Genomic DNA, 12,804 nt, shown 5'->3' on the forward strand with positions numbered 1-12,804 from the left:
ATGCCCCAGGTTTCCAGTTATGGATGGGAGGCTGTTTCGGCCACTCTTGATGGCCAGGCCGTCTCCGGCTTTTGGGAAGGCGACGATGCTGTCGTCGTGAGTGAGCGCGACGATGTCGGCACGGAAATCGTCGGCGTCGACGGCTCGTTTATCTTTTCGCAGAATATGAGCCGCGCCGCGACCATTACCATTCGCCTCCAACACACCTCGCCCACGCATCGGTTGCTGATCCAGAAATGGAAGAGACAAAGGGCTCTCGCCGGTGGCGCTGGGTTTCCTTTCGACTTCAACGACCGATCGAGTGGCGAGGGCGGATCGACGCCATCGGCATTCATCAAGACGGCGCCGGACGATCAGAAGGGGCGCAACGCTTCGGTTCGGGTTTGGACGCTCGTCTGTGGTGACTGGAACCGCCTGGTTCCGAATGCGTGAGGTGATACGTGGCTGAGAAGAAGATCAACGGCCGCACCTTCAAGGTGGAGCCAATGCTGGCTTATCAGGCCATCACGTTGCAGGCGCGATTGCTCAAGGCTGCCGGTCCGGCTCTCGACAAGTTACCGGCCATCTTTGGCGGGCTCGGCAAGGGCGAGACGGCTAAGGTGGAGGCCAACGTCAGCGCGATCGCTGCTCTCTCCAGTATTCTGGAGAAAATGGAGCCGTCACAGGTTGCCGATCTGATGCGTGATGTCGCCGAAACGGCAAAAATCGAGCGGGCCTCCGGGCATTATGAGCCTGTGGATTTCGACGGCGACTTTTCCGGCCGCCTTGGTGACGTCATCCCCGTCATGGCCTTCGTCTTGAGGGAGCAGTTCGGCGATTTTTTTCGCGACGCCCTGGGGAGTGGCAGCCCAGCGACGGCAGCAGGTTAACCGAAGCTGATATCCGCAGGGCTGCGCCGACGCTCAATCTCTTCCTTTGGCGTCCGATTTTGTCTGAGCCGCCGATCTATACGCAACGCGATCTCAAGGAATGGGTCACGTTGTGCGACGTGCTGGACGCGCACGAAGCTCTCGATCTGAAGGCGATGTTTGCGGAGAGGTCGAGGCAGAAGGATTAGCTCCGAATAAGCTTTGGATTTAGTCGATGTCCACCGTCACGAGGGGTGATTGAAACGCACCACCCTGCAGTCCGCAGATACAGCTCCTTCGACGGTGCCAATGGCCTCGCCCACAGCTTGGGTGCCTGGCGCGACATTGTTGATCCAGCCTCCGGCGCGTCCGACGCCATTGCCTTCATCGTCGTATAAACTGCACCGAACGCTTACGTTTGCCGGCTCCTGCATGTCGTTCTTTACGAGAAGAACGACCCGGACGAACCCGCCTGGTGTATTGTCGAGCGCTTCAGTTTCGAGCGTCAAACCGGCAAATGTTGACGTCGCAGAGAGGGTTTGATTTGGGCGGGCCTTGGATCTTGAAGTCCGCATTACTTTAAGAGCTTTTATGGCCGCTTGCGCCACGAACATCTCGGGATGCTTGGAGCAAAGTTCAAGGACAGCATTCTCATAAGCGATAATTTCTTCCTCGTCTCCGAGAACAAAATCGCGCTTTGTGTCGCCGAAATAAATTCCTGTGACAAACCCCATGATGTGGGCGGTTTTCGCGGGAATTTTTTCGATGCTTGGCGTGGGCGATGCCGCTTTCAGCGCCGTAAATTCGTCGTGGTATTGGGCGCAAAGAATAGGGTCTGCCGCCGCCGTATGCGTGCCGACGATAAGAGACCCGGCAAGCACTAGGCCAACTAGCCTCACAAACATTGATGATGCCCTCCAGTTCTGAGTGTCAGCGTAACCAGCGCTACATGAAAAGAGCAACAACATGATCATTGACGAACTTGTCGCACTGTTGGGTTACGACGTCCGTGGTGAAAGCGAACTTCGGAAGTTCAACCAGGGCCTTGACGCTGCCGAGCGAAACGCGCGTGGCCTCGCTGCCGGCATGGCGAAAATCGGGCTGGCGATTGCTGGCGCCGTCGCAGCGATGGACGTTGGGCGACGCTTGGTTGGCTTCGTTAGCGATATCACCGCCGTCAACGCTGAATTCGAGAGTTATGAGGCGACGCTGAAAACCATCACCGGATCGGCCGACGAGGCTGAAAAGGCGATGAGTTGGATTTCTGATTTCGCCCAGACAACACCATACGATGTGGCCGGTGTTACTCAGGCATTCATCCGGCTGAGGGCATATGGCTTGAACCCTGTGGACGGGACGCTTCGTACCGTTGGGGATGCCGCCTCAGCCATGGGTATGGACCTTATGTCGGGGGTGGAAGCCATCGCGGATGCGGTGACTGGCGAAAACGAACGACTGAAAGCGTTCGGCGTCACCACGTCTGTAGCCGGAAACAAAATCACATACTCTTGGCAGGAGAACGGCAAGAAGCTCTCCAAGACGGTTCAGAAGAGCGCGCCGGAGATCCAGAAGGCATTGCTCGCGATTTTCAACCGGTTTCAGGGAGCGATGGACGAACAGTCCAAGACCTGGGTCGGGATGACATCCAATTTAGAGGAAAACTGGACCAAGTTCCTCCGCAAGATTGGCGAGGCAGGATACTACGACGACATCAAGCGCCGAATGCAGGGGTTGCTCGACTGGACCGAGCGGGCCTGGGTCGATGGACGTATTCAGGCCGTGGCTTTGGCAATTTCGGATGCTCTCGTGCAAGGTATGCGTTTGGCAGAGCACCTCGCCACGCAGGCGTACCGCATCGGTCGTGGCTTCTATTACGCTGCAGACGGCATTGTTTCTCTGACGAGCCGCCTCACTGGCATGTCGAAGACGATGGCGGGAGTGGGGCTTGGTGGTGCCTTGATTGCATCGTCCGCTTTCGGCAGGCGAGCACTCATGGCCGTTGCGCGCAGAACACCGCTCATCGCTGCTCTTCTCGCCTTCGACGACATTATGGCCGGCCTCAGCGGCGACAAAAGCGTCGTTGGTTCGCTTGAGGGCGGACAGGAGGCGCTGAACAATCTCAAGCAATCATTCGACGAAGTTTACGAGTCCTTGGAGCAGTTTGCCGGCGCGCTCAACGAGTTCTTCGGCAACCAGATGCCGGCCGGTGCCGACATGTCGCAATTCGAGCTCCTTTTCGAGGGGCTCCGAGCGTGGGCGTCAAGCGAGGTCGTTCGCGGATTTAAGGAGATGGCGGAGTCCATGCGAGAGATCGCGGGGGCGGTCGACTTCCTTCGCAGGGCACTCGAAAACCCCGAGGCGATGTGGCAGCGCTTCGCAGATGCTGCGGTGTCTGCAATCGATCGCGTCGTTGCCGCTCTTGACGAGCGTCTTGGCGGGGCCTTGAGCCGTTTTGGTCTGGTTGGCGGTGGTGCCAACACGATGGCGCCCGTCCAGGTCGGCGGTGGGGCACCTTCCGCGCCGCGCACATCACCGAACTTCACGCCGGAAGCGCGCGCTTATCTCGACCGCTTGCAGGTGGAGGAGGGGTTGAAAAATCTGCGGGGCAACCTCGCGAGGATGGACGCTGCACCGCAGGCCGCGATCGGCACGGTGACGAACAACAACCAGCGCACGATCAACACGACTGTCGATGCTCCGATCACGATCAACCAGCGCATCAACCAGGCCGTTGAAGCAGCTCAGTCTGCGGCTCAGGCGACGGGCAATTCGGTTCGTGCTGCGGTTCGTGACGCCGCCCGGCTGCAGGCCTCCGAGGCTGCGGCGCCGTGAGCGTTATCGTCGTCAACCGTGTTATCGGGCCGGTCGCGCTTGACGTCATCGTGCGCGAGAAGCACGAGAGCGAGCTGGAAATTGCGCAGTCCCCGATCGAGGCCGGCGCCGACATCACCGATCACGCCTTTATGCGGGGCAAGCGGTTGGTTCTTGACGTTGCCGATGGCGCCGCTGCCGTCACCTTCAACGCCCTTGAGCGGTTCCAGGCTTCGCGGGTGCCATTCACGATGGTCAGCGGGCTCTACGTCTACCGCAACATGCTGATCAGGCGCCTGAGTGCGGAGCGGGATCAAAGACATTCGCAGATACTGAACTGCATCTGCGAGATGGAGGAAGCGATCATTGTCGGCACCGCGACCGTCCTTGTGGGCGGTGAGGGCGCCACGGAGACGCGAGGCGGGGCAGCAGAGCCAGGCGGTAAGGGAAGTCGCAGATCAGCGCGGCCAAGCACTGAGCGCGCCACAGACGCAGCTACGGCCGATCGCGCCGCCGATACTGTTGCCCGCGGCGACAGCGCGTCGACGCCTGTCGATGCCAGCAAGGGCTCTAGCATCCTTTACGACCTGACTCACTGATGCGCGAATTCACGATCATCGACGCCGCAGATCAGAAGTTCACTGCCATCTTCGGCAATCGGCGCGCAACGATCCGTCTGCGCTACAGCGTGTTCGCCAAGAGATGGGCAATCGATCTCTCGATCGATGATGAGCCGGTCATGCACGGCCGACGGTTGGTGCTCAACGTGGACGTCCTGAAAACGCTCAGTCTCGGCATTGGGGCGATTTTCATCGCGGCCGAAACCGATGGGGCTGAGCCCAATCGCGAGAACCTGCCGGGCGGGCTGGTGCGAATGTACCACGCCACGGAAGAAGAGGTGGCTGCGGCGGCGGCGCTAGCCTGACGATGTGGCAGTATCTTCGCAAAATCCGGGTCACCTTCAACGGTGGTGCGCTGGTCGTGAACCCTGGCAGCGAGACAGATCGCCAGCTTCGGGTGCGATTCAGCGTGTCGAAGGGAATCAGCGGCGTCGCTAACACGGCCACGATCGAGATCTTCAATTTGGCTAAAGATCGCCGCAAGGCAGTCGGCAAGGAGTTGGATGACGTGCTGCTGGAGGCTGGTTACTGGCCTCCGACCGGCGGCAACAATGTTGGGATCATCTTCAAGGGGCAGATGCGTGATGTCGAGCACCGCTACGAGGGTGCAGACATCATTACCAAGCTGGAATGCGGCGACGGCGATAGGGGGCTGCGGCGCGCGACCATCTCGAAGACGTTTCCAGCCGGAACGCCGGTCAAAGAGGTCGTGGAGGAGTTGCAGCGCAAGTTCGAAGAGCATGGCATCGACCGCGGTGAATGGAGGGGCCTTGATGACCTCCCGCCCTATAAGCGGCCGTATTCGATGTGCAGCACATGCGATCGCGAGATGGATCGGATCGCGCGGTCGAACAAGCTCTACTGGTCCATCCAGAACGGCGCCATGGAGATCATCACGAGCGACGGCTTTATCGAAAGCGCCGTCTATCTGACGCCCGAGACTGGACTGATCGGCGTCCCCACATTGACCGACAACGGGATCAGGTGTGATGCGCTGCTCAATCCGGAGGTTCGGCCCAACCGCAAAGTCGTGGTGCAGTCGAAAACCCTGGAAATGAACTCCGAAGGTGGCGTCTACCGTGTCTCGCAAGCCGCTTACACCGGCGACAATCGTGATGACGGCCCGAACTTCATCGTAACGATCGCTGGTGAGCGCATCGAAAGCGGCAAGGTCGATGAAGGGGTACGGAGATAATGCCGGCCGGGCATGGATACGTCGGCAAGACGACGAACACCGAACGGGACATCTCCGGCGCCCACCTTCAGGCGGAGCGCGAGGACATGTGGGGCGAGATGCCCGGCAAGATCGTCTCTTTCGACAAGGACAAGCAGACGGCGACGGTCCAGCCGCTCTACAAGAAGCGCCTGAACGGCGAGCCGACGGCGCTGCCGGAGCTCCAGGAAGTGCCGGTGCGCTTCCCGCGGGTCGGCGGCTTCATCATGACCATGCCGGTCCGCGCCGGCGACCGTGTCACGTTGAGGCCGCAGATGCGCAACAACGAGGCCTATCACGAGGAAGATCAAGAGTACGCGGCCAATGATGCCCGATCCTTCTCGCTCTCGGACTACGAGGCCTTTTTGGACGGTGGCGAAAGCCTGGCAACGCCGATCGAGAACTTCAATGCCGATCGCCTGGAGATCCGTTCCGAAGGATCACCCGTCAAGGTGGATATGGCTGATGATGTCGTGCGCCTGGTGAATGATCAGGTCCGCGTCGTTGCGAGAAATCAATACGTGCAGCTCAAGGCAGGCGAAATGCATCTGACGATCGATCTTGTGGCCGGGCAGATCGTGTCGTCGCATCCGATCGTCCTTGGCCCTGATCCGCACCCAGAGGACTGATCCATGGTCGTATCGCGCATCGGTCTCGCTTTGGCGTCGCCTGCGGCAGGCGCTCCCCATGACCTTTATCTGCTCCCGGACGGTAATCTCGCCGTGGTGCGCGATGCAGAAGCAGTCGGGCAGCACGCCAGGCAGCGCACGATGGCGTTTGCTGAAGAGTGGTTTTTGGATTCCGACGTCGGCATGCCGTGGTTCGATGATATCTTGGGTGGGCCTTCTGACTTGCCGCTTGCTGAGGCGCTGATCAAAGCCGAGATCATGGACACGGATGGCGTCACGGGGATCGAGGATTTTTCGATCCGCTATCTTCGCGGAACGCGCGGTGTCGATGTGACCCGCGCCGTGATCGGCACTGAATATGACGAGGTCGCCTCGGTATGAACGCCTATGGCCCGACTTCCGCAGGCTTCAATCGCAAGCCCCTCTCGGTCATCCTCTCTGAGCGGGAGCAGGCCAATGTCTCGACATTTGGCGAGGGAGTCATCCAGGCTGCCGCCACGCCTCTAGGGCAGATCAATGGGCTTGCCGCGGACTTCGCCGGCGAGCTGTGGGAGCTGCTTCACGAGGTCTATCTCTCCTTCGATCCGGACCAGGTCGAAAAGCTTCGGCTCGATCATATCGGGCGAATTACCGGACGACCGCGTGGAAGTGGCATTTCGGATGACGATTATCGCCGCATCCTGACCAATGACGGGGCGGCGAATATCAAGGTCACGGATGCGCTTTCAGCCATCCAGGGTGTCGAGGGTGTGTCATGGTGCTCCATGACGGAGAATAGCGGCGATTATGTGCGTGAGAATGGGCTGCCGGCGCATAGCTTGGCGTTCGCCGTGATCGGAGGCGCCGATGCTGACGTCGCGCGCGCCATCTATCTCAATACGGTGTCAGGGGTTGGCCTTTATGGCCTCACCTCAGTCGAGGTGGCCGCGGACGGATACTGCCGTCAGATCAACTTCATTCGCCCGGATGATGTCGAGACCTTCGTGGATCTCACTTTGCGCAAGATCGACGGTTGCGGCTGCACCAATGCCCAGCCCGGAGATATCGCAGAGGCAATCGAGGATTACGCGCTGACGAGCTGCGGCTTTACCAACGGTATGGCTTTGAGCGAAGGGCACGTCGCTGACGCGCTCTCGAGCGCCGGGTTCGGCGGCCTCGAAATGGTCACGACATTGTTCGGTATCGATGGGGCTGATCTCTCAGAGGGGCCGCTGCAATTCGACATTTTCAGTCGTCCGGGCATCGTCAGAAAGAACATTTCGGTTCGCTTCGTCACCTGACACCAGGCTTCTCTGCCGTCATTTTCGAGCCCGCGTTATGCGGGCTTTTCTATAGGATCGCCCATGTCAAAGAGCGCTACCTTTGCCGATGATCTTCTCGCCTTAATCTTCAACGCGACGCCGATTGCCAATATCGCAGACGACGCCTCCTCGTCGCCGCTCGCCAGTCTCTATATCGCGTTGCATACGGCCGATCCTGGCGAGGGCGGCACGATGGCGACGAGTGAGTGTGCCTACACCGGGTATGCCCGAATGGCCGTCGACAGATCATCGGATGAATGGCTTGTCGAGAATGGCCGCGCGACGCCCGTCAACAACATCGTTTTTCCGGCGGTGACAGGCGGCAACGAAATTGCCCGCTATTTTTCGGTTGGCGTCGGCGCCACGGCCGGCGGTGCCGACAAGATCCTCTACAGCGGCGCTCTAGAGAATGAGATCGCGATTTCGTCGGGTGTCATACCGCAGCTCACGACGGCAACGAGCATTTCCGAGGACTGATCCGTGGCGACTTACGGTGTTGCCGCAGGTTCATCGACCACCACAGGCTATGGCGGCACGAATATCAGCGCCGGCACGGCGGCTGGTCGTGCAGCGGTGTCCGGTGCGCCCGGACCCATCGCGTCCACCGCCGCCACGGCCGCCGGATCGTCTCGGGTCAAAGCCTTTGCTCCACATGCAGGCGCGGCGATCGAATATGATGAGGCTGCGGCGCTTGAGCAGCGCGTTGATCGTGTTCTGACGCAATACCGGGAGAGCCCGAAGCTTCTCGGGCTGATCCGGACGCAGCTTGGCGAAATTGCGGAAGTTGCCGCGGCGGCGAAGGTGCTGCCGTCGTTCTTCGACATTGAAACAGCGTACGGCGATACGCTGACGATCATCGGCAAATGGCTCGGCTGGCCCCGCACCCATTGTGAGGGGCAGTTGGTGCCGGTGTTCGGCTATTCGCGGGGCGGTCGGCAGGAGGGGTGCGGAAGCGCAGTCCCGACGCTCGGCTATTGCGAGGGCGCCTACTACGCTTGTCCGGAAGGTTCGAAGTATCGCCCCTATACGTTCGGCGATGACGATGTCTACCGCCGCTATCTCAAGGCCCGCCGTATCAAGCTTCGCCGGGATTTTCGGCGCGAAGCCTTTATTGAGGCCACTCAGGAGCTTTTCGGCGACGATGCTTTGATCATCCGGGAGAGCCCTGGCGTTGTCATGGCGTCGCCCGGGCGGAGCTTCTCGCCAGAAGAGCTGTCGGTTCTGCATCTTGCCGAGCATGTCTTGCCGGTAGCGCCTGGCATCCGCCTGGAATGGGCAGAAAGTGGTCCGGCGCCGTTCGGCTATGGCGAGGGATGGGGAGGATACTGCGACAGCAGTTTCTACCGGATCATCACGAGGCCGGAGCAGACAGAGCTCCACGATGAATTCGGCTATGGCCCGAAATATCGGGGCTACGGCTACAGCAACTGGCTACCCACACATTCGTGAGGACGTAAATGGCAGTCCCCTATGACGTGCTCTGGGCTCAGGGCAACGCGAACAAGCGCGCCCCTACGACCAGCGAGCTTCTGAATGGTCACGCGTGCGGCCCGGCCGATCCAGACCTCGAGGATTATCTCAAGCACCAGCTGCAGCAGACGCAAAACAACTTCGCTCTGCAGCTCACCTATGCCGCTTCGCAGCTCGGCCTCGGCTATGATCCGGCAGGGGAAGATCAGCTCTACAGGATACTGCAGTCCTACGCCGACATCATCAAGCAGGACATGGCGATCTCGGTTCCGGAGGATTATCCGACCATCATCGACGCCATGAACTACCTCTCGAATTACCGCATCATCGAGGGCGTGACGGTCGTCATTTCGGTGGCCTCCAACACCTACAATCATGGCGATGCGGTCATCCCGGGCCATCCTGACGGCGATAAAATTCTGGTTCAGGGAGCGTCATTGCCGCTTGGTATGGTCTCTGCTGGCGACTTCGCTGTGACGGGCGCCGATGCAAGCTCTCGCAACGCCGATCGGATCACCAACGATGCGATGCTTCGCGCCCGTTTCCCGACCAGGATTGTTACGTCTGGAGACGCCGTCGCGGTCGGCGGCAATCATATTCGCCTTAAGAACCTTGTCTTCATCGGCGATGGCGACAGCGACGGCTTGAAAGCCTCGGAAGGTGGCTCGATCGAGTGCGAGAATGTCGCCGTCCATTACTACGCCAACGGGATGCTGACCGACGACGGTGGGCGCATCGACGCCCCGTATTGCAGCGTGTCGGGGTGCACCGAGAACGGTGCGACGACATCCCGCAATGGCGTCATTGTGCTCGACAACGGGATCGCATCCGGGTGCACGGGGCAGGGCATTCAGGCCTCCTTCGGGGGCCATATCAACTTCATCCAGGGCATATCGAAGGGCAATGGCTCGACCGGTGTCTTGGTCAGCTTCGCCGGGTCTGTTCAGGCCTTGAGTTCCGAGGCCGATGCAAACGGTGCGATCGGCTACTCGGTGTCCAATGGCGGGATCATCCAGGCCAAGCAGTCAACGGCCACGGCCAATCCTACGATCGCTTATTTCGTCAACGGCAACGGCACGATTAACGCTATCGAATCGACCGCGACCGGCAGCGCCACAGCCTACAAGGCGCAAGAGAGCGGCTACATCGAGGCGACCTCTGTTGGCGGGACGACGACCTATTCGCCGACCAAGAATGCCGTCGGCAACGGCAACGCCTACATCAAGGGCTGATCCCCATGCAGAAAACGATTGTGACCTCTCCCGAGGGGCAGATCATCGCAACACACGACGTCGCGCAGGGTGTCACTCGCCAGGACTACGAGGCTTTCGGGCTCGTCTATGTCGGGGCGATGGACGCCGGCATGATCAGGCGCGGCGAGACAGGATTCGTGTGGACGGACGCGGCAGAGACCTTCGAGAATACGAAGAAACTGGCACTGCAAATGCTTTCCGCCGAGGGCGCCGACGAGGATGCAATCGCCGCGGCTGAGAAGACCCGCAAAGCATCGACGTTGCGCGGTGCTCTGGAAGAGGCGCTCGGCTGATGGGGCGCATCTGCAACTGGCAGGTCGATCCGCCTCGCCAGCGCAGAATTGGGCGCGCCGCTGTCGCCTCAAAAGGGGCGTTTGAAAGCGGCGCGATCGCGCACCTCAATTTCACCCGCGGCGTCTACATGGTCGAGGGCAGGGTCTATACCAACCCCGCCATGGCCGTGACGGTGAATTGGGCTGGTCGCGAGCTTTATATGGCTCAGCCGGATGGGATCGATATCCGGGGCGGCAAGGCGCGCCTGCTGCTGCCACCTGGGACTTACGACATCCTGCAAGTCGACCCTGCCGGCGGTTATTGGCGCAACGGCGTCACCGTTCCCTATGACAAATCGATAGAGCCGCGGCCAGGCACAGCCTTCGTGCAGCTCGTTCTCGTCTTTCCGGCCGGGCTTCTTTCCCAAGCAGAAAAGGATGCACTCATCATGCCGCTGAACGTGCAGGCAGATTGGGACGTCTCCGACAGTGAATCGACGGCATTCATCAAGAACAAGCCGAGCGTGGTGACGAAAGTTGAGCTGGAAGGCCGCGTCATTGCCGAGGTCGCCGATCGGCTCGCAGATTACGTCACTCCGACATTCAGCTTCCAGGCGGGGGAAGAGGGGATCGAGATTGCCGGCAGTTGGGCGCCAAACGACTACATGCCCTTTGTCGACTACGATCTCATCCGTGGACAGGCGGCCAAGGCCCCGATTAGTTGGTCATCCGTCGACACTGACGGCGGCGAAGTGGCGGATGTCGATCAGGCCTATGTCTTTGAAAACAGGGTGTGGCGTGCCCTAGCGGCGACGATCGAGGATCCATCCGAGGTATCCGCGGACTGGGAATTTCTCTATCACGTCTATGTCCCGGCGCGTGCATGGAAGAGTGGCGTCACGACAGCGGAGCCGTTCGGGCAATATGCTTTCGACAACGCTGTTTGGTTGGCGTTGGTCGAGACAACAAATGATCCGGCCGAGGCCTCGGGAGATTGGGAGTTTCTCTACTCCGGACCTTCGACGACGCATAATCACGATGACCGCTATTATACCAAATCGCAGCTCGATCGCGTCGCGCTCGCCGGCATTCCGGCCGTGTCGGACATCGTTCCGATCGAAGGCGTGACGCCCGCCGGCTATGTGCGGGCCACGACGACGAGCCGGACCGATCCTGCTGGCAATGCGCAAAGCGTGCCGGCGGGCGTGATCCCTGTCGATTACGACGCGACCACGGGGGCTCTTCTCGGCTGGCTCTTCGACGATGCCGATGACACGTGGTCCGTGCCGCTTGAGGCGACATTCGATGTCGGCGAAGGCGCGATCTACATCCGGGGCCGGACCGGGTCGCTCACGGGTCAGAAGGCGTTGTGGGTGCTCGATGACGGCACGTCCGACAATTACATCTATCTGGCTCACTCCAGTGGCAATTTCACTCTAGGGATCAAGGCTGGAGGCACGACGGCTCTGAATGCCACGTTGGGTGCGGTCGCGACCGACACCGATTTCGCGCTTGCAATCGCGTGGGTCGGCACAGCTGTCAAAGCGTCGATCAACGGCGCGGCGTTTACGAGCCACACGGCGGCGGGCCTTCCCTCCGGACTGACGACGGAGCGTCGCGGGGAGATGCCTGCGGGAACCTCGGGTGGCCTCCATTGGGCCGGGCACGCCAAACACTTTGCCCGCTTCGCGCGTGCGGTTGATGGGGCAACGCTCCAGGCCATAACGGGAGGCCTCGCATGAGCACGATGAACGCACTTTTGCGACGGGCGATCGACAGCGGCGCCATTCCGAGCGGTGCCGGAAAGCAGACGATCGCCATCCCTGCGTCGGCATGGGATGAGGACAAGAGCGCTCCCCCCTCTTACGTGCCAATGACAGGCGACGGTAGCCAAAAGCTGGCTAATGGGTCGTGGGAGTTCTCCGAAAGCTCAATTCAACGCATCAACACCCCGATATTCATGCCTAAATCGTGGGATGGCGGGGTAATTGGGGTCCGGTCAATATGGTACAGCTACTCTGGGGCCAGCGGGGACGTATTGTGGGCATATACAGCTCTCAATCGCGTTGAGGGCGACAGTGTTAGCTCAGGCTCTTTGTTGTCGTCGGTGAACGCAGATGACGCTGCATCAACAGTCGACACCGCGGCTGACGCAACGCTGCGCGTCGCAGATAGGGTGGAGCTGGACTTAGGCGCCGCCGCTGAAGCGTTAGTCGGCATGAGAGCTGTGTGGGTGCAGGTGGAGCGCACAGCGACATCTGGGTCGGACACACTAAACAATCCGGTTAGATGGATCGGCGCTCTTATCGACTACACCACGACAGCAGCGACGGACGACTGACATGGAAAAGATAGAACTCGCACTCGTCAGCGGATCTGGCGAGGTG

At 60.2% G+C, this 12,804-nt stretch carries 17 protein-coding genes; 16 read left to right on the forward strand and 1 reads right to left on the reverse strand.

Going from position 1 to position 12,804, the window contains the following annotated elements:
- Genes L0F51_RS00255 through L0F51_RS19870 form a run of 3 tightly spaced genes read left to right on the forward strand, consistent with a single transcriptional unit; the run spans position 1 to position 1,057 of the window.
- On the forward strand, positions 1–432 hold the full coding sequence (locus tag L0F51_RS00255; protein ID WP_234627415.1) for a phage protein: 432 nt from the start codon (positions 1–3) through the stop codon (positions 430–432).
- A gap of 8 nt (positions 433–440) precedes the next feature.
- A complete protein-coding gene (locus L0F51_RS00260) occupies positions 441–869 on the forward strand; it encodes a phage tail assembly chaperone (protein ID WP_234627416.1) in 429 nt (142 codons plus the stop codon).
- 59 nt (positions 870–928) lie between these two features.
- Positions 929–1,057, forward strand: a complete 129-nt coding sequence (locus L0F51_RS19870; RefSeq protein ID WP_255701259.1) for a hypothetical protein — start codon at positions 929–931, stop codon at positions 1,055–1,057.
- Between the two features lie 36 nt (positions 1,058–1,093).
- Here the strand turns inward: L0F51_RS19870 and L0F51_RS00265 are convergent, their stop codons facing one another.
- Entirely contained in the window at positions 1,094–1,753 is a 660-nt protein-coding gene (locus L0F51_RS00265) for an FxLYD domain-containing protein (protein ID WP_234627417.1), read from the reverse strand.
- Positions 1,754–1,814: 61 nt separating this feature from the next.
- Here L0F51_RS00265 and L0F51_RS00270 point away from each other — a divergent pair, with 61 nt between their 5' ends.
- The 13 genes from L0F51_RS00270 (at position 1,815) to L0F51_RS00330 (ending at position 12,758) form a co-directional block, all read left to right on the forward strand.
- Complete coding sequence (locus L0F51_RS00270; RefSeq protein ID WP_234627418.1) at positions 1,815–3,680, forward strand: tape measure protein; 1,866 nt, start codon at positions 1,815–1,817, stop codon at positions 3,678–3,680.
- On the forward strand, positions 3,677–4,258 hold the full coding sequence (locus L0F51_RS00275) for a phage baseplate protein (protein ID WP_234627419.1): 582 nt from the start codon (positions 3,677–3,679) through the stop codon (positions 4,256–4,258). The genes L0F51_RS00270 and L0F51_RS00275 overlap by 4 nt, the downstream gene beginning before the upstream one ends.
- Complete coding sequence (locus tag L0F51_RS00280; protein ID WP_234627420.1) at positions 4,258–4,584, forward strand: hypothetical protein; 327 nt, start codon at positions 4,258–4,260, stop codon at positions 4,582–4,584. Before L0F51_RS00275 ends, L0F51_RS00280 begins: the two co-directional genes overlap by 1 nt.
- A 2-nt stretch (positions 4,585–4,586) precedes the next feature.
- A complete protein-coding gene (locus L0F51_RS00285) occupies positions 4,587–5,474 on the forward strand; it encodes a hypothetical protein (protein WP_234627421.1) in 888 nt (295 codons plus the stop codon).
- Positions 5,474–6,121: a Gp138 family membrane-puncturing spike protein gene (locus L0F51_RS00290; RefSeq protein ID WP_234627422.1), complete on the forward strand. Its 648-nt coding sequence runs from the start codon at positions 5,474–5,476 to the stop codon at positions 6,119–6,121. The genes L0F51_RS00285 and L0F51_RS00290 overlap by 1 nt, the downstream gene beginning before the upstream one ends.
- Positions 6,122–6,124: 3 nt before the next feature.
- Positions 6,125–6,502, forward strand: coding sequence for a hypothetical protein (locus tag L0F51_RS00295; protein ID WP_234627423.1), 378 nt, complete (start codon positions 6,125–6,127; stop codon positions 6,500–6,502).
- Complete coding sequence (locus L0F51_RS00300) at positions 6,499–7,401, forward strand: hypothetical protein (RefSeq protein ID WP_234627424.1); 903 nt, start codon at positions 6,499–6,501, stop codon at positions 7,399–7,401. The genes L0F51_RS00295 and L0F51_RS00300 overlap by 4 nt, the downstream gene beginning before the upstream one ends.
- Positions 7,402–7,464: 63 nt before the next feature.
- Entirely contained in the window at positions 7,465–7,899 is a 435-nt protein-coding gene (locus tag L0F51_RS00305; protein ID WP_234627425.1) for a hypothetical protein, read from the forward strand.
- Between the two features lie 3 nt (positions 7,900–7,902).
- The gene (locus L0F51_RS00310) at positions 7,903–8,871 is read left to right on the forward strand and encodes a DUF2612 domain-containing protein (RefSeq protein WP_234627426.1); all 969 of its coding nucleotides are present in this window, start codon (positions 7,903–7,905) and stop codon (positions 8,869–8,871) included.
- Positions 8,872–8,879: 8 nt separating this feature from the next.
- On the forward strand, positions 8,880–10,124 hold the full coding sequence (locus L0F51_RS00315; protein WP_234627427.1) for a hypothetical protein: 1,245 nt from the start codon (positions 8,880–8,882) through the stop codon (positions 10,122–10,124).
- A 5-nt stretch (positions 10,125–10,129) separates the two neighbouring features.
- Positions 10,130–10,438 (forward strand): hypothetical protein, encoded by a 309-nt coding sequence (locus tag L0F51_RS00320; RefSeq protein ID WP_234627428.1) that lies wholly within the window; start codon positions 10,130–10,132, stop codon positions 10,436–10,438.
- On the forward strand, positions 10,438–12,159 hold the full coding sequence (locus L0F51_RS00325; RefSeq protein ID WP_234627429.1) for a hypothetical protein: 1,722 nt from the start codon (positions 10,438–10,440) through the stop codon (positions 12,157–12,159). The genes L0F51_RS00320 and L0F51_RS00325 overlap by 1 nt, the downstream gene beginning before the upstream one ends.
- Positions 12,156–12,758: a hypothetical protein gene (locus L0F51_RS00330; protein ID WP_234627430.1), complete on the forward strand. Its 603-nt coding sequence runs from the start codon at positions 12,156–12,158 to the stop codon at positions 12,756–12,758. The genes L0F51_RS00325 and L0F51_RS00330 overlap by 4 nt, the downstream gene beginning before the upstream one ends.
- Positions 12,759–12,804 lie beyond the last annotated feature (46 nt).

This window comes from Afifella sp. H1R, from assembly GCF_021462425.1.
GTDB classification, from domain to species: Bacteria; Pseudomonadota; Alphaproteobacteria; order Rhizobiales; family Afifellaceae; genus Afifella; species Afifella aestuarii.